Genomic DNA, 18,012 nt, shown 5'->3' with positions numbered 1-18,012 from the left:
TTCTTTCTATATAGATCCTTTCTATACGGATGTGCGCTTGCCGCACGCTACGCATGAGCCATCAAGGATGTGTCGCTATTGCTCCTGCGCAAAGCTCGTCGCAGCAAAAGCGGCCCGCTCCTTCATCCCTTTTGAAGTCTCATTCTTCGCGCTCATGCGGCTTGGAAGGCGCACATCCTAGTGAATGCTAGTGAGGGGTAGATGACTTTCTAAAGTCATCATAGATATAGTCATTATATTTTATATAAAAAAATGGTTGGTCATGAAATATATCATGACCAACCATTTTAATAAATCTAATTGTGTTTCTTATTTTCTTAAGTTTCCTAGCTCAGATGCAATTGCTTGCATTTCACTTGGGCTGAAAGTATCTCGTTTTTTAACCATTTCGTATAAGTAAACAAGATCTTCGTATTGTGTTGCATTAAAATCTTCTGATCTCATTGCATCTACGTTGACCATACGAAGTTTCTCTTTAATAGTCTCAATCATATACGTTACATTTTCTGCTGAGGGTTGTGATAGATTCATCCGTTGTAACCTGCCTTTCATACATTAGAATTAATCATTTCACTCTACGCCTACAATGTCAAACACTAAATAGATTTTTCAACCTTTTTTTCTTCCTTTAACTTCTCCTGAATTTTTTTCGTTTCATAAATAATTACACCAGAAAGTCCGAGAAGTCCGATTAAGTTAGGAATTGCCATTAATGCATTGGTAATATCAGAGAAAGTCCAGATTAGATCTAGTGAAATAACAGATCCAACAAATACCATCACTACGAATGCAATACGATACACAATTAGTAGTGAAGGATTTTTAAATAAATATTGGAAACATTTCTCTCCGTAATAAGCCCAACCAATTATCGTGGATGAGGCAAAGAAGATCAATCCAATTGCTACTACAATTGGTCCAAAGTCACCTAAGAAGTGACCGAATGCTCCTGTTGTTAGTTCATTTGCAGCTAAACTTTTATCCGTATATATTCCTGACATGACAATTGTGATACCAGTAATTGAACAAATGATAAATGTATCAAAGAACACCTGAGTCATCGAGATAAGACCTTGTCGACCTGCAAGATCTGTTTTTGCAGCAGCCGCAGCAATAGGAGCAGATCCTAAACCTGCCTCATTGGAGAATACCCCACGAGCAATACCGTATCTTATGGCAGCACCGATTGCACCACCTGCAGCCGCTTCACCTGAAAATGCCATCTTGAAAATCGTAGCAAATGCTTCAGGAATAGCAGTAACATTCATAATCATTACAATTAGTCCGGCAGCTACATAGAATATCGCCATTACAGGAACAAAAACTGCCGTAACCTTACCGATTGATTTAATGCCACCTAAAATAACTAATGCAGCAAAAACAGTTAACACAATTCCAGTAATCCAAGTTTCAATACCAAATGTTGCGTTAACTACTCCCGCAACGGAATTGGATTGTGTTCCATTACCGATACCGAATGCTGCAATTGCCCCAAAAATTGCGAAAAGGACAGCTAGCCACTTTTGTTTTAAACCATGCTCTAAATAATACATAGGTCCGCCGGCCATTTCACCATTAGCATCTTTCACACGATACTTAACGGCTAGTACCGCTTCTCCATACTTTGTTGCCATTCCGAAGAATGCGGATACCCACATCCAGAATATTGCACCTGGTCCACCCAAAACTACAGCAGTGGCAACCCCAACAATATTACCAGTCCCCACTGTCGCAGCTAATGCTGTCGTAAGAGCCTGAAACTGTGAAATATCGCCTTCTGCTGACTTATCATGATTTTTGGAGAAAACTTGCTTTAACGCAGCAGGCAACAAGCGTAATTGTAAAACTCCTAAACGAACAGTCAAATAAATACCCGTACCTACTATTAATACCAGAAGTGGAATACCCCATAAAAAGGTTGAAACAGACCCTAAAAACTCATTCAATTTCTCCATCGACAATAACCCCCAAGTTTTTTATCCATTATCAAAATGAAATCTATCATCCTTTCAAATTATTTATCCTTGTTACAATATTCGTAAAATTCCGAGTACTAGTCAAGCCTATTTTTTAAATAAATGAAAATATTGTTTGATTCTATTTTAGTGAGGGTATAATTAAAGCATCTACATAGATAAATTTGGAGGTAATTTGGATGAGTGAAAATAAATTTGTAAAAGGAATTATATGTGGTGCTGTTATTGGTGGTGCTTTAACGATGCTCGATAGAAAAACAAGAGATTCAGTTATGAACAAAACAAGATACATTCGAAATGAAATTCAGTATTACAGCAAAAATAGGGAAGAATTAAAAACAAATATCGAACATCAAATAACCAAATGGAAATCTGTCTACGATCAGTTTTCATCGGATGCAATGTATTTAACTGAAAAAGTGAAAGAGGCTAAAGAAATTACACCACAGGTGAAAACCATATTAACTGATACAAAAGATACATTCTCCCAATCAAAAGAGGAGTACAAATCAATAGTAGTTCCCGAAAAGGAAGAAAAAAGTATTTTTGAACCAAAAAAGTAATCTTTGCTAAGAAAGGAGAGGATGGAGTGAAAGAATTTAATGAGACAAAAGAAAATAATAAAACTTCATCCTCAAACAATAGCTGGTTTGCGAAGTTAAAATTTCTAAATATAAAAAAGAAGGAAAAGAAGGAAGAAGTGCATCATGATCTTACTACATGGTCAGGTTACATAAAGCATTTAATACTACATATTCAGAAAACGGATATTGCAGGCTTTGCAGCTCAATTAGCCTATTTCTTCCTATTATCTTTATTTCCGTTATTAATTTTCATAATAACCTTGTTGCCGTACTTAAACTTGGACGAGGCACAAGTCTTTCGTCTTTTAGAAAACTATGCTCCACAGGACGTATATATTCTAATTGAGGAAACATTATCTGAAGTTTTGGCAAATAGGAACGGTGGGTTACTATCCATCGGGATTATTGGTACGATTTGGTCTGCTTCGAATGGGATGAATGCAATTGTAAAATCGTTAAACCGTTCATATGAACTCGAAGAAACAAGACCCTTTTTCATCGTCAGACTATTATCTATCGTATTTACGTTATTAATGATTATGTTATTTATGGTAGCGCTAGTATTACCGGTCTTCGGTCAACAAATTGGTTCAATTCTATTTTCATACTTTGGTTTTGAAGAAAGCTTTGTAAAGCTTTGGAATAGTTTAAGATGGACGATTAGTCCGTTAATTATGTTTATTGTATTGATCGCCTTGTATTGGATAGTTCCAAATACAAAATTATTCTTAAGAAGTGTGCTACCAGGAGCTGCTTTTGCAGCATTTGGTTGGATTATCGTATCATTAGGATTCTCTTTCTATGTTAGTAATTTCTCTAACTATTCTTCTACTTATGGAAGTATCGGTGGGATTATTGTATTAATGTTATGGTTATATATTTCGGGAATCATTTTGTTGGTTGGTGGTCAAATAAATGCAGTTATGCAGGAACGTAAAATAGCATTAGAAAAAAAAGAAACAGAAGGACGCATCTAGCCGCGGTCCTTTTGTTTTTGTATAAAGATTAAGAAGGTATATAAAAGGGTCCCGTGAATACAGGGCTCATGGAACTTGAGAGAATGAATAATGCTGTGATTTCCGTTCCAGGTGGACGCTTTCCGCGGGCGAGGTCTAGCCTCCTCGTTCGCTACGCTACTTGCGGGGTCTCGACTTTCTCGCTGTTCCCGCTGAAGTCGCCACCTTGCACTCCAATCAAATAGCGGGTAGTACTCCACTATAAGATTTGGCGAAGCATGTCGCTTAGATGATAAGATTAGTCAAAGCAAATGTAGGGATAAAATGATTGGTAATCGCTGATGAAGTAGAAATACTATTTTTCGATGATAGAGGAAAGCAGACAATTTTCTTTTACTAGTGGAAATAAAGAGAAATAGTGAGTGTTTACCTACTAAAGAAGCGAAATGGCGCCAGAAATTGTATCTTCTGGCGCTTACCTATTAATAGGAAAGTATCTTTTCTCTAGTTATCCAATAACGCACTAACCTGTTTCTAATAGTTGTAGAAGGACGAGGGACAGGCAACCGCCATAAGATTACCGAAAAAGTGAGTATTGGTTGTGACGGCTGTCACAACCAATACTCACTACAAATTCACTCGGTAATCCTATGGCAAAACGTCGGTCCAAAGCACTTCGGAAACGATCGAAACAGGTTTTAACCTAGAAGGATCGGCTGCTTTTTTTCCGGTTTTTCATAGTTCACTTAAATATTTCTATTCAGCATTCGCAGTCCATTTAATATAACTAATATGGTACTGCCTTCATGACCGATAACTCCCAATGGCAGGTCTACCACTTGAAGGAAATTTGAGACGACTAAAAGCATGATTACAGTTATTGAAAATACGATGTTCTGCTTAACGATCCGACGCATTTTACGTGACATTTTCACTGCATACGCAATTTTAGACAAATCATTTTTCATAAGAACGATATCTGCTGTTTCTAGAGCTACATCTGTACCCTCTCCCATGGCGAATCCTGTTGTTGCTGTTGCAAGTGCAGGAGCATCATTGATGCCATCTCCAACCATCCCAACAAATCTATGTTCCTTAAGTAATTCTTTCATATGCTTAACTTTAGTTTCTGGTAGACATTCGGCAATATATTGATCAATTCCAGCCTCTTTGGCAATTACGCTTGCCGTTTTCTCATTGTCTCCTGTAAGCATTACTGTTTTAATACCGAGTAATTGAAGTTGCTTAATGGCAGTTTTTGCCTCTTCTCGAACCGTATCTTTTAGCGCAACAGCAGCAGCGATCCCTTTATCGTCTCGCATAAAGATAACTGTTTTTCCTTCTTCCGCAAGCGAGGAAGCAATCCCGTTATGAAATGTAAATGCATCGTTTTTAATTACAAAATCAGGTTTTCCTACTAAAACTGTTTCTCCGTCAATTATAGCCTGGACTCCAAAGCCAGGTTTATCTTCAATATGGATTGGAGGGAGATGTCCTACACCTTCTAATTTTGCGAAAGCTGTAATTGCTTGGGCTAGCGGATGGTTGGATTGCCCCTCGATAGTTGCAAGCGTTGTTAAAGTTAATATTCTATCTAAATCTGGTCGAACTAAAAAGTCTGTAACGACTGGTTTACCAGTTGTTAGCGTACCTGTTTTGTCTAATGCAATTGCTCTCATTTCACTGACATTTTCTAAATGTACTCCACCTTTAAATAATATACCTACTTTAGCACCGTTAGAAATCGCTGCTAAAGTAGCAGGCATGATAGATGCTACAAGTGCGCATGGTGATGCCACTACCAATAAAACCATTGAGCGATAGAATGTTGTGTTCCAGTCCCAATCAAGTAGAAAGTGAGGGAGAAACAGCATGAATGCTACGGTAATTAAAACAACTTTCACATAAGTACTCTCAAAGCGTTCAATAAACTGCTGAGCAGGTGATTTTTCATCCTGAGCTGTTTGAACAAGATTGATAATCTTTTGGAAAAGTGAGTCCTTGTTTGCCTTCGTCATTTCCATTGTAATAGCACCGCTCATATTAACTGTACCTGCGAATAGTTCATCATGTAGTTGTTTAGTTACAGGAATGGATTCGCCACTTATTGCGGATTCGTCAATAGCAGTTGTACCGCTTATTACTTTGCCATCTGCGGGAATACGTTCACCTGGTTTTACAATAAGCTGATTACCTACAACAAGCTCACTCACTGCGATGCGTGAAGTAGTGCCATCACTATTTAATCGCAATGCCTCTTCTGGCTGAAGCTCCATAAGAGAAGAAATTTCCTTTTTGCTTTTATTCATCGTGTACGTTTCTAGTGCACCACTTACTGCGAATATAAATATTAGGATTGCTCCTTCTGTCCAATAGCCGATGATGGAAGAGCCTATTGCTGCTAATATCATTAACAACTCCACGTTTAACTCTTTTTCTTTAAAAGTTTCTATTAAACCTTCTTTGGCTTTTGCATATCCACCTATTACAAATGCTAGTAAGTAGAAAATGATTGATGCTGTTTCTTGCTGTGCATTACCTAAAAGCCATGCTATTAGAATTAGTATTCCAGAAAAAAGAGCTGCTACCAATTCTGCATTGGCCAGTATAGGTTTAAGAAAAATTGTGGTAGATTTCCTTTCGGTAATCGTTGTCATATAAAAACCTCCTTGATAATGAATTTCAATATTAATAGTCCATATAAATGAAGAAAATGGACTTCCAATAGGAAATCCATTTTATATTTATTACTAATTTATAATTATTATAATTTAGAAGTTATTATAAGTCAACTGAATGAATTAATTTCATAAAAGCTTACTAAATAGTGAAATCCGAATAACGTTGATTTCCGTTTCAAGCGGACGCATTCCGCAGGCAGAAGTTAAGCCTCCTCGACTTGCAAATGCAAGTCGAGGAGGCTTAGCCTTACTACTGTTCCCGCTGGAGTCGCCGCCTTTCACTCCAATCAACGAGAGCGTTTTTTTAAAAATTGAAACAAGTAATTATGAAATTGACTCAATTAATTTAGCTAAAAACTTTTTCTTTATAAGCAGATAGCTTTTCTAATGAAGACTTGTCTACATCTGCATGTAGGCTGTTGCCATGGGAATCCATGGTTACAACTGCTGTGAATTTTTCAACACGAAGATGCCACATTGCTTCTGGAATACCGAACTCCATCAGGTCAACACCTTCAACCCCTTTAATACAATCTGCATAATACTGAGCAGCACCTCCGATTGCATTTAAGTAAACTCCGCCATGTTCAGCAAGAGCAGCAAGTGTTTTTGGACCCATACCACCTTTACCGATAACAGCACGGATGCCGAATTTTTTCATAATATCCCCTTGGTAAGGTTCTTCACGTATAGATGTAGTTGGACCTGCAGCACGGACATGCCAGTCTCCAGCTTCATCCTTTTGCATTACTGGACCACAGTGATAAATAATTTGTCCATTTAAGTCAACTGGTGCATCATGGCTCATCAAGTGATGGTGGATTGCGTCCCGCCCAGTATACATACGACCAGTAATTGATACGACATCTCCCACCTGTAGCTCGCGAATTTGTTCTTCCGTAATAGGAGCTTGTAATTCAACAACCTTTTTAGGAGCTTCTTCTGATGATTGGTCCTTGAACTCAATTTTCTCTCCATCTTGGTAATGCCATTCGATAATTTCCCCAGTAGCAGGGTTGATATTAATCGCCATACGACGGTAAGCCCAACAGTTATAAGCAACAGAAACATAGAAACTTGCAGGGATACGATGCATTACGCCAATTTTACAGCCGAGTAAAGTAGCTTCTCCTCCGAAGCCCATTGTACCAATACCTAGTGTGTTAGCTTTTTCCACTATATATTGCTCTAATTTTGCTAGGTCAGAATTTGGATTTGTATCTTCCACATGGCGGAACAATTGTTCTTTAGCTAAATCATAGCCAGAAGAACGATCGCCACCGATTCCTACTCCGATGAATCCTGCTGAGCAGCCTTGTCCCTGTGCTTGATAAACAGAATGTAAAATGCATTTACGAATTCCATCTAAGTCACGCCCAGCACGACCTAATCCTTCTAATTCGGTTGGTAGGCTATATTGAATATTTTTATTTTCACAGCCGCCACCTTTTAAAATAAGCTTCATTTCAATATAGTCGTTTTCCCATTGCTCAAACTTTACGACAGGAAGCCCATCTCCTAAGTTATCTCCGCTATTAGTGCCTGTTAAAGAGTCAACTGCATTAGGACGAAGCTTTGCATCCTTAGTAGCTGAAGCAATAGCACGCTTAATAGCAGCTTTAATTTCTAATTGGTTTACGCCAATAGGTGTTTTAATCTTGAACGTTGGTAAACCAGTATCTTGGCAAATAGGAGAAACATTATCATCGGCCATTTGAATATTGTTTGTGATCGTATCTAGACTCATCGCTGCACGCGTACCAGCATTTTCTGCCGCTTTTGCTTTTTTGATTGCGCGACGAACATCCTTCGGTAAATTTGTAGAAGTTTCAGTAATCAAATCATAAATACTTTTCTCTAATTGCTCCAATTGCATGATGCAAACGCTCCTTTTATATGTATATAGATAACAAACATTACAAGTATACTATTTTATAAGCATGAAAAAAAGAGTAGCTGAGGCAATAAATACTTGGGAATTAGCTTACGCAGTGGTTATGTCTTTGGGAAAAGAATTCTTCTGTCCGGGAGCAACAGCCATCCCCTTCCAAATAAAAAAAGTTCGGAATGGATTCATTCCGAACTTCTCGTTTATTCTTTTGTGTTTTTAAACTGCTCCATTTTTAACTCAAGGTCGTCCATCATTTGAATCAGACGATCAATATCTTCAAGTTTTGTCGTTTCAGGCTCTATTGTGTCTAATACTTCTAAAAACATTTGTAGTCGATCTTTTAAATAAGATACTTGTTGTTCTGGATTTGAAATATGTTTACCCACAGAAAAACACCTCACTTTATATGTATAGGATAAAGGAAATTGTAAAGAAAAGATAGGTCTAAAGAGTTAATTTAATGATTCGTTTATTTACAATCTTTACAATATTCTGTTTATATGTTAAAGTATCAATAAGATACATAGAAGGGAGGCCGTAGTGAATAGTCGACCATTCTAATCAGTTGAAGGAGGGTGTTTAGACATTTCACCGGCAAACAAGCCGAAAATGCAGTTATGAATATACAAGTGAATAGTAGTTATATGTAAAGGTTCAGTCCATTATCTTACAGAGATATCGGCTGAGCCTTTTGTTGTGTAAATTTATATATTAACAATACATATTCTCTGCTAAACTAATGCTATTAGGTAATTAGTTTGGATAAAAAGAGGTATTATTATGCATGAATTTACTAAAGAAGAAAAAAAACGTTTTAGTATTTTAGTAATTATTGTTTCTATATCTGGTTTTTCACAAGGGATGTTACTTCCTTTGATATCTGTAATTTTTGAACAAGATGGAGTTAGTGCTACTTTAAATGGGTTAAGTGCAACCGGATTATACATAGGTACGTTATTGATATCTCCGTTTATGGAACCACCTTTGCGAAAGTTTGGGTATAAGCCAATTATTATTATCGGTGGACTTCTTGTAATTGTTTCCTTAATGCTATTCCCATTGTGGAAAAGTGTTGCCTTTTGGTTTGTTTTACGGTTATTAATCGGTATTGGTGATCATGCACTTCATTTTTCGACACAGACTTGGATTACTAGCTTTTCACCACAGCATCGATTAGGTAGAAATATAGCTATTTATGGATTATCGTTTGGAGTAGGTTTTGCGGTAGGACCTTTATTTGTTCAATTGGTCGAAGTATTTGAAGGTTTACCGTTCATCATTTCGAGTATTCTTTGTTTATGTGCCTGGGTTCTTGTATTCTTCATTAAAAACGAGAAGCCAGATGTTTTTACTGATAGTGCGTCCTTAGCTGGAACATGGAAACGTTTTGGTGCAGCATTTGCAGTTTCTTGGATCGCATTTATTCCACCGTTTAGCTATGGTTTTTTAGAATCATCTTTAAACGCAATTTACCCTGTATATGGGCTTCGAAACGCCCTGGATATTAAAGATCTATCTTATATACTCGCGGCCTTCTCTATCGGTGGCGTCGTATCACAGTTGCCGTTAGGAGTATTAAGTGACCGTATTGGCAGACGAAAAGTGCTTATTTTAGCATTAGCTTGTGGCGCGGTAACCTTTGGGGTAGCAAGTATGTTCGAAACCTCCACTCTAGTGATAGGAAGTTTGTTTTTTATAGCAGGTACATTTGTAGGTTCCACATTTTCGCTTGGCATTTCGTATATGACCGATTTAACACCAAAAGAATTACTACCAACAGGCAATCTATTATGTGGAATCTTTTTTAGTTTAGGAAGTTTGTCGGGACCTTTCTTAGGTGGTCTTTTTATTCAACTATTTGATGGGGTAAGCTTCTTAGTTCTTATAGCGCTTTTGTTAGGCTCATTGTCATTTCTCATATTTATCTCAAATCCACAGAAGAAAGGTCGATTGCTATGAAGCAACAATCCTCTAAGTTAGGCAATAAAATTACACTCTATTTTATCATTGGAATACTTTTACTTGTGGCGTTATTTATTTCTGTCCTTGTATATAACACGTATAACACAGTGAAGGATACATTAGGAAAAAATGGTATAGATATAGCTCAAAATATAGCTACGCTAGTTGATGTCCCAGCCTATGAAGAATTTAAAAAGAAACCAGAGCAAAATGAAATATATTGGGAATTAAGAGAAGAGTTAAATGATTTATTAATACAAAATGGCGTTATGTATACGTATATCACGGATATTCCGAAAGAAGGAGAACAAGCGACAATCATTGTAGATGCTGCAGATAAAGGTAATGATAACGTCTATTTACCAGGAGAAATAAGTGAAGGAACGGATTATGAAGGTGTAGAAGGTGCATTAAATGGAAGTGGAAGTTACACAGATATAGTCGAGGATGAAGTGTACGGGGAATACTTGTCATCGTATGCTCCTTTAAAAAATGAAGCAGGAGAAATAATTGGAATCGTTGGAGTTGATATTTCTGCAGCAGATGTCAAAGGAATTCAACAAAAAAGTTTAAAAGAATCTGTTCCTTTTTCTATGACTATGGTTATTCTGTTAAGTGCAATCATTATTTTCCTACTCTACCGTTATATTCGATCAGCATTGAAGCCACTTTCAAAAATGCAGGATGCTTCTTATAAGTTTGCAAATGGAGACCTCCGAGGTGCTGAGGAAATATTAAAAACTGTACCATTAAAACAAAATAATGAAATATCCGATTTTGCTAAATCATTCCGAAAATCTATTGTACAATTATCCTCTATTTTAACAAATATGAATGGAACAGCAGGTTCGCTATTAAAAGTATCCGATGAACTAGAGGAAGTAATGAAGTCAGTTAGAACATCTAATGATGAAATATCAGAAAGTATTTATAAAATAGCTTCTGGTTCTGAAGTACAGAAAACAAATAATGATGAAGCGGTAACTGCTATGGAAGAAATGACTATTGGTATCCAGAGGATTGCAGATTCTTCTACATCGGTAGCCATATCATCCAGTGACATGACAGAACTTGTTACCACAAGTGCAGCAAATTCTAAGTCAGTCGTTCAACAAATTAAAAACGTGGAAGCCTCGGTACTTGCAACTGAAAAGCATGTAAAAGATCTAGGAGAAAAATATCATTCCATCGAAGAGATGGTTACAGTTATAACTAGTATTGCAGATCAAACGAATCTCCTAGCATTGAATGCAGCAATTGAAGCAGCTCGAGCAGGTGAAGCAGGTAAAGGCTTTGCAGTTGTCGCCGACGAAGTAAGAAAGCTTGCAGAAATGTCAAGAAACTCTGCAGAAGAAATTCGCAATCATATTCAAGGGTTCCAAACAGTAACCGTCCAAGCACTCGAAGAAATGGCTAAAAGTGCTGCAGATGTGCAAAGTGGGTCTGTAGCTGTGGAAGAAATCGGAAACGACTTAAATAAGGTGCTCAATTCTGTGCTTCATGTAAATGAAGAAGTACAAGATGTTTCAGCTGTAACAGAACAAATGTCTGCAAGCTCCGAAGAAGTGCTTGCATCAATGGAGCAGGTTGCAGCTATTGTAAATGAGTCAGTGGAGCAAACGAAAACCGTGGCTGTTTCAGCAGATTACCAAGTGTCTACCGTCGAAAATTTAGATAAAACGATTCAAACACTGCAACAATCAGCTGATCAGCTTCACAAAGCAATTAACCAATTTAATCTATAATAACGAAGCACTAAGGCATGTTCTGATCTTGGAACAGTGGGCCTTAGTGTTTTTTTAGAGTAGTGGAACTTTACTGATAATTCTGCGTATAACTAGTAGAACATACGACTTCAAACAAAAATAGGGAGGGAGCGATTTTGAAACTTACTATCGAAACAAAATTTAGAAATTTGCTTATATGCTTGCTTATCATAGCTTTTGGGATAGTCACATATTCCTTGGATTTATATCCAGGTGGATATCAATTAGATTATTATAGTGAGGCGCAATCATTCACATTAACTAAGAAGGATATTCTTCACTCAGAGCAATATAAGATTGATAAAACAGAGATATCTATGTTAAAAGTTCTTTTGATAGATAACGAGATTACTGTTATAAAAAGTCTTTGGCTTCTGAGTATAATGTTATTCTGCACATGGCTGAATAACCTTTTCATTTTACTTGAACAAGAAAAAATCAAACCAGCCCTTTTAATATCAGCTATTTATGTTGTAATTTTTGTGGTGGCCACTTTTGTCTATATAGACAGGTTAAATTTTATGAATGAAGTGATTGGGAGATTAGTAGTCTGAACAAAAATTACAAATTAATAAACAGAGTTGCTAGCAGTCTACGAGAAATTTAAAGACTTTGTTATTATAAAAAGGACGGACAAGTGAAGAATATCAGTACAAAATTTAATGTATATTAACGAAGCACTAGGCGCTCAGAAAAGTGAGTCTTAGTGCTTTATTTCTTGATAAACGAAAAAGTAGTGGAACTTTCAGTGAATTTATCGTATAAATAGAAGAATATACCATTTAGATAAAAAGTAGGAATTGTATATTGTGAAATATATTTTGTAAAGAAAGGGTAGAAACTCACTTGTATACATATATATTAAATCTTTATCACATGGATATTAACTAGATTAAGGAAGGAAATGAGATTTTCAAATGGAAGCAATTGAACTTAAAAAGATTTTATCGGATATTAAAAGTGGGGAAAGAACTTGGGAAGACGAGCAGAAAGTTGTTATTGTAAACTCCATGCTAGAACATATAGGTTCTACTGATGGCGAACTAAGGGACCATTTAATTTATAGCTTATTTTATCAATTAATAGTAGAAAAGAATTTACTAGAGCCCGAACTATTAACGCGATTATTGGAAGTGGCATTAAATGATTTGTTATGGAAAGGAATCGGAGAAAAAGGAACAGATACTGTTTTTACGAGGTCTTTTACTTCTCTTTTGATAGCACTTATTCTATCTAGAGATAACGAAGATGACTTTCTTGACCAAAATATGATTTTGCAAGTAAAAGATAAATTAATAGATTATATGAACTTGGAAAAGGATTTAAGAGGCTATGTTGCAGATAAAGGTTGGGCTCATAGTATTGCGCATGTAGCAGATACTTTTGATGAACTTATAAAAAGTAAAAAAGTAGACGAAGGACTCTATGGAGAAATATTACGCGCACTTTGGAACAAGATTTTTGTTAGCAACAGTGTTTATATCCATGAAGAGGAAGAAAGAATATTAGTTCCGATAATGGAGGTGCTCGAGAGAGGTTTGGAAATAAAAGAAATAGAAATACTTTTGCAGCAAATACCGAATGAATTAGAAAAACAAAAAAGTTTAATTGGGGAAGAAGAGTATTGGTTCTTGTACGCAAACTGTAAGAGATTCTTAAAAAGCTTCCTGATTGAAGTTCAAAGAAAACCAAATTTATATCCAATACAAAAAAGTTTAGCTAGCTGCCTACAAGAAATTTAAAATGACTTTGTTATTATAAGAAAGTGGACAGACAAGTCATGAAAGTCTGTCCAAAGTTACACTTTAAATTTTTTAAGGCTTCAACACAAACTTAATACTTTCCTCTTCATGATCATGGAAGGTTTTATAAGCATCACTTGCTTTGTCTAGTGGTACGCTATGTGTAATAATTTCCTTTGGATCGAACTCACCATTAGTAATTTTATCAAATAATATAGGCATATAATGAATAACAGGAGCCTGTCCCATTTTTAGTGACACATTGCGTTCAAAAATATTACCTAATGGGAACATATTATATATGGAGCCGTAAACACCGGTCAATTGGATCGTGCCAAATTTTCTTACTGCGTTTATACTGATATCAATAGCACTTAGAGTTCCACCTTGGAGTTTTAGTTTTTGCTCTACTTTTTCGACCATTGACATTTTACCATCCATACCTACACAGTCAATGACGACGTCTACTCCCCCATTAGTAATTTCTTTAATATGTGAACCCATATCATCATATTGCTCGAAATTATAGACTTCTACGTTATTCATCTTCACAGAGTGCTTTAAACGATAATCTAAGTGATCGACTGCGATTACCCGTTTTGCACCTTTCATCCAGGCAAACTTCTGTACCATCAGACCAATGGGACCAGCTCCTAAAACTGCAACTGTGTCTCCCTCTTTCATGCCTGAGTTTTCAATACTCCAATAGGCAGTCGGTAGAACGTCCGAGAGAAATAACAATGACTCATCCTCTAGTTCACATGATTCCGGTATTAAAAAAGGCATGTAATTTCCATAAGGCACTCGCAAATATTCAGCCTGTCCACCTGGAAAATTTCCATATCGTTCTGTATAACCAAGATAAGCGCCAGAGTCTAATGCAGGATTATCATTTGAATTATCACATTGGCTTTCCATCTCATTTTGGCAATAAAAACATTCCCCACATGATACGTTGAAAGGAATTACAACGCAGTCTCCTTTTTTAACCTTTGTAACTGCTGGACCAACCTCTTCTACGATACCCATCGGCTCATGTCCAATAACAAAGTCTTTTCTAGTAGGTATGCCACCTCTATAAATATGGAGGTCAGACCCACAAATAGCAGTTGTCGTTATGCGAACAATAATATCATCCTGTTTCTCCAGTTTTGCATCGGGAACTTCTTTTACTTGAATATCTTTGGCACCTTGAAATGTGACTGCCTTCACATAATTTCCTCCTTCAATTCTATGTTCACATTATTGATTCCCTTAAGGCCTTCAAACAAAACGTATCATGATATATTTAGGTTAAATGGATTGACTCTGTGGTGCACCCCACAGTTTATAATAAAAAGGAGGCGCAGAATGTATAAAATTAGTGAATTTGCTGATGTAACTGGGTTAAGCAAAGAGACCTTACGATACTATGCAGAAGTTAAGTTACTCGAACCAGCTTACATTGATCCAGTCAATAAATACCGGTACTACGATGATGGTAGCTATTTTCTAGCCATTCTCTTAGTGAAACTGAGAGGTTTTGGATTTACTATACAAGAAATGATTTCTGTGATGGAGGATGAATCGTTTGCTAACCTTGAAAAGATATTGCAGCAAAAAAGAAATACTATATTGCTTCAAATAGATAATCTAACAGCCAAATTGGCAGAGTTAGATGAATTTTTAGTATCAGGAAGGGAGAATGAGGAATGATTAAATGGAATGAAGAATTAGAAATAAAGGTTAACATCGAAAAAGTATGGAGCTTATTTATGGATAAAAACATTCATAAAATTATGGACAAAGTAGAGGAGCACGTTCTTATTGAAAAGCAGGAAAATGAGGTAGGAGCGAAGCATAGACAAAGTTACCGGGAAGGGAAGCGAGTAGAGACATATATCGTGGAAACATTGGCATATGAGGACCGACCAGATAAAAAGCACAAACAAATAAGCTTTGTATTGGGGAAAGCGTTTGAAATTACGTTTAGTTTTACTTTGTATAATATTGATGACAATCAGACAAAATTTATTTACGAGGGTCAAAATAAAGGAGTAAATTTTGTAGGACGAGCAATGATGAAACTTGGTAGTGAGAAAAGTAATAATAAAGTGGTCCAAGAATTTATGGAAAAGGTGAATCGAGAAGCATTAAAGCTATAGAACCAAAAAAGCTGCCGGATAAATTACATATCTCCGACAGCTTCTTTTTATTTTAACTCCAACAGTGTAACTGCTTCTACATGGGCAGTTTGAGCAAACATATCAACAGGTTGGATATACTTGATATTGTAAACTTCTTTAAGTGCTGCTAAATCCTTTGCAAGTGTCGATGGATTACATGAAGTGTAAACAAAACGTTTTGGTTTAATATCTAATATTGTTTTTAGAAGATCATCATCTAAACCAGCTCGAGGGGGATCCACTGTTAATACGTCTGGAACAAATCCTTCGCTTTTCCACTTTTGTAACCAATGCTGTGCAGTACCGTGAACGTATTTGGTGTTTTTAAAGCCATTTCGTTTCGCATTCTTTTTCGCATCTTGGATAGATTCCTCGACGATATCCATACCACGAACTTCTTTTGCGTTTTTGGCCAGCCACAATCCAATCGTACCAACACCACAATAAGCATCTACAATTGTTTCTTCACCTGTAAGAGCGGCTGCTTTTTCAATTTCATTGTATAAATGTACAGTTTGTTCAGGATTCAATTGGAAGAAAGCACGAGCCGATAAGTCAAAAGCTAGTTCTCCAAGTTTTTCGTGAATCGTTTCTTTACCATGTAAGTTAAATGTCGTGTCTCCAAATACAAGCGAAGTATCTTCTGCATTGATGTTCTGACTAATGGACACAATATTATGATCAATTGCTCGTATTTTTTGTACTAGTTCTTCCTTATGTGGCATTTTCTTTTGAGTTGTTACAAGTGTAACTTGAATCTGACCAGTTTTCATCCCAGTACGAACGACAATTGTACGGACGATTCCTTTAGAGTTTCTACCATCATATATGGAGATATTTAGCTCTTTAAGAAATCTTTTTATTTCATTAGTTATATGTGTTGTGGCAGGATGTTGAACCGAACAATCGTTAATATCAATTAACATATTGGATTCCTCTGCGTATAAACCAGCAATAACTTTATCGCCTAATTCTCTCACTTGGAATTGACTTTTGTTACGATAATGCCAAGGGTTTTCCATACCGATTGTAGGTCTCACATCAATTGTCGAAGCCAAGTCTTTCACATAACGTTCAAGGGCTTGTAAAACTAAATCTCTTTTTACAAGTAACTGACTTTCATATGTCATATGTTGCAATTGGCATCCACCGCAAGCTTCATATACCGGGCAAGGTGGGTTGACACGATGTGGAGACGCTTCTCTAATTGTTTTAATCTCTGCTTGGGCATATTTTGGATTTACTACTGTCACTTGTGCAGTTACAACCTCTCCTGGAAGTGCTCCTTTTACAAAAACAACATTGCGTTTAAAAAATCCAACACCTTCTCCGTTAATACCAAGTCTTTTAATCGTAAGAGGGAATTCTTGTCCGACCTCTATAACTGTTTTTTCACTCATACCTTCACGTCCTTTATAATCATCTTTCTATTATAAAGGAGTTTATTCAGGAAGCAAAGTAAGCGGAATATCCAGATTATTTATGACTAGTTCGTCTAGAGTGCCAAATGTATACCCCATTTTTCTAGCCTCTTTGATGAACATTGGTAACCCTTCTGCATTATCAGGAGAAACGGTATGCATTAATATAATGGCACCAGGATGGATTTGTGACATTAACTGATCATAGGCATATTTGCCACCTTTTTTCTGATCCTTATGCCAATCAATAAATGCTACAGACCAGAATATATGCTGATATCCAATGTCATTAGCAGCCTCTAATACCTGTTCATTAAAAATTCCTTCTGGTGGGCGAGTGACTGTTGTTCGAGTTAATGAAGTTAATTCACTTAAACGTGTATCAAACTTTTGTAGTTCTTTTTGAACCCCTTCCTTTGAGAGCTTTGCTAAATTTGGGTGCCCATAAGAGTGGTTGCCAATTTGATGTCCCTCTGCAATCATTCGTTTTACTAGAGGGGTTGCACTTTCTAAATAATGGCCGGTCAAAAAGAATGTAGCTTTTATATCTTCCGCTTTTAGGGTGTCCAAAATACTTTCGGTATAGCCGTTTTCATAGCCATTATCGAATGTAAAATACAGTATTTTTTTATCTGCAGAGCCTTTATATATTGCACCATGTTTCTTTAGCATAGCATCCAATTCTCCGCCTGCTTCTGCTTGTTGCTCATTTGTCGCTTTTTTTAACCCCCAATGGATTTCCTCTGCTTGTGCAGAGAAAGGTTTATACATTAATCCAATACTTAAAATAATAGTAGCAATAACGATTCCTACAAAATGAGATTTCCACATAAAAACGCAACCTTTCTTTTTTAGTAGGTTGCGCCAA

General features: G+C 36.5%; 16 protein-coding genes. 8 read left to right on the top strand and 8 right to left on the bottom strand.

Annotation, left to right across the window (positions count from 1 at the left end):
* Positions 1-309: 309 nt before the first annotated feature.
* Positions 310-531: a DUF1128 domain-containing protein gene (locus KD050_RS06170; protein ID WP_211895326.1), complete on the bottom strand. Its 222-nt coding sequence runs from the start codon at positions 529-531 to the stop codon at positions 310-312.
* A gap of 65 nt (positions 532-596) precedes the next feature.
* Entirely contained in the window at positions 597-1,955 is a 1,359-nt protein-coding gene (locus KD050_RS06165; protein ID WP_211895325.1) for an alanine/glycine:cation symporter family protein, read from the bottom strand.
* A gap of 200 nt (positions 1,956-2,155) precedes the next feature.
* Between KD050_RS06165 and KD050_RS06160 the strand changes: the two genes are divergently transcribed.
* Together KD050_RS06160 and KD050_RS06155 are read left to right on the top strand one after the other, a co-directional pair.
* Positions 2,156-2,539 (top strand): YtxH domain-containing protein, encoded by a 384-nt coding sequence (locus KD050_RS06160; protein WP_211895324.1) that lies wholly within the window; start codon positions 2,156-2,158, stop codon positions 2,537-2,539.
* A 26-nt stretch (positions 2,540-2,565) separates the two neighbouring features.
* A complete protein-coding gene (locus KD050_RS06155; protein WP_211895323.1) occupies positions 2,566-3,537 on the top strand; it encodes a YihY/virulence factor BrkB family protein in 972 nt (323 codons plus the stop codon).
* A 725-nt stretch (positions 3,538-4,262) separates the two neighbouring features.
* Here the strand turns inward: KD050_RS06155 and KD050_RS06150 are convergent.
* From KD050_RS06150 to KD050_RS06140, 3 genes are all read right to left on the bottom strand, one after another.
* Complete coding sequence (locus tag KD050_RS06150) at positions 4,263-6,173, bottom strand: heavy metal translocating P-type ATPase (RefSeq protein ID WP_211895322.1); 1,911 nt, start codon at positions 6,171-6,173, stop codon at positions 4,263-4,265.
* Positions 6,174-6,543: 370 nt separating this feature from the next.
* Positions 6,544-8,073: a fumarate hydratase gene (locus KD050_RS06145; protein WP_305080236.1), complete on the bottom strand. Its 1,530-nt coding sequence runs from the start codon at positions 8,071-8,073 to the stop codon at positions 6,544-6,546.
* A gap of 215 nt (positions 8,074-8,288) precedes the next feature.
* On the bottom strand, positions 8,289-8,474 hold the full coding sequence (locus KD050_RS06140) for an SE1561 family protein (RefSeq protein WP_211895321.1): 186 nt from the start codon (positions 8,472-8,474) through the stop codon (positions 8,289-8,291).
* A 394-nt stretch (positions 8,475-8,868) separates the two neighbouring features.
* On the opposite strand from KD050_RS06140, the gene KD050_RS06135 reads away from it, so the two are divergent.
* The 4 genes from KD050_RS06135 to KD050_RS06120 all read left to right on the top strand — a co-directional run bounded on the left by KD050_RS06135 (position 8,869) and on the right by KD050_RS06120 (position 13,558).
* A complete protein-coding gene (locus tag KD050_RS06135) occupies positions 8,869-10,047 on the top strand; it encodes an MFS transporter (RefSeq protein WP_211895320.1) in 1,179 nt (392 codons plus the stop codon).
* Positions 10,044-11,795: a methyl-accepting chemotaxis protein gene (locus KD050_RS06130; RefSeq protein WP_211895319.1), complete on the top strand. Its 1,752-nt coding sequence runs from the start codon at positions 10,044-10,046 to the stop codon at positions 11,793-11,795. Before KD050_RS06135 ends, KD050_RS06130 begins: the two co-directional genes overlap by 4 nt.
* Before the next feature lie 137 nt (positions 11,796-11,932).
* Complete coding sequence (locus KD050_RS06125; protein ID WP_211895318.1) at positions 11,933-12,370, top strand: hypothetical protein; 438 nt, start codon at positions 11,933-11,935, stop codon at positions 12,368-12,370.
* Between the two features lie 363 nt (positions 12,371-12,733).
* Positions 12,734-13,558: a DUF2785 domain-containing protein gene (locus KD050_RS06120; protein WP_211895317.1), complete on the top strand. Its 825-nt coding sequence runs from the start codon at positions 12,734-12,736 to the stop codon at positions 13,556-13,558.
* A 72-nt stretch (positions 13,559-13,630) separates the two neighbouring features.
* Here KD050_RS06120 and KD050_RS06115 read toward each other — a convergent pair whose 3' ends face one another.
* Complete coding sequence (locus KD050_RS06115) at positions 13,631-14,770, bottom strand: zinc-dependent alcohol dehydrogenase (protein WP_211895316.1); 1,140 nt, start codon at positions 14,768-14,770, stop codon at positions 13,631-13,633.
* A gap of 138 nt (positions 14,771-14,908) precedes the next feature.
* Between KD050_RS06115 and KD050_RS06110 the strand changes: the two genes are divergently transcribed.
* Positions 14,909-15,253: a MerR family transcriptional regulator gene (locus KD050_RS06110; protein WP_211895315.1), complete on the top strand. Its 345-nt coding sequence runs from the start codon at positions 14,909-14,911 to the stop codon at positions 15,251-15,253.
* The gene (locus KD050_RS06105) at positions 15,250-15,702 is read left to right on the top strand and encodes an SRPBCC family protein (RefSeq protein ID WP_211895314.1); all 453 of its coding nucleotides are present in this window, start codon (positions 15,250-15,252) and stop codon (positions 15,700-15,702) included. The genes KD050_RS06110 and KD050_RS06105 overlap by 4 nt, the downstream gene beginning before the upstream one ends.
* A 47-nt stretch (positions 15,703-15,749) precedes the next feature.
* On the opposite strand, the gene rlmD is transcribed toward KD050_RS06105, so the two are convergent.
* Both rlmD and KD050_RS06095 read right to left on the bottom strand, forming a co-directional pair.
* Positions 15,750-17,123: a 23S rRNA (uracil(1939)-C(5))-methyltransferase RlmD gene (gene rlmD, locus KD050_RS06100; RefSeq protein WP_211895313.1), complete on the bottom strand. Its 1,374-nt coding sequence runs from the start codon at positions 17,121-17,123 to the stop codon at positions 15,750-15,752.
* 42 nt (positions 17,124-17,165) lie between these two features.
* On the bottom strand, positions 17,166-17,975 hold the full coding sequence (locus KD050_RS06095; RefSeq protein ID WP_211895312.1) for a polysaccharide deacetylase family protein: 810 nt from the start codon (positions 17,973-17,975) through the stop codon (positions 17,166-17,168).
* Between the last annotated feature and the right edge of the window lie 37 nt (positions 17,976-18,012).

Origin of the sequence: Psychrobacillus sp. INOP01, assembly GCF_018140925.1 — a bacterium.
GTDB lineage: Bacteria > Bacillota > Bacilli > Bacillales_A > Planococcaceae > Psychrobacillus.
This window is presented reverse-complemented; position numbering and strand designations above follow the sequence as displayed.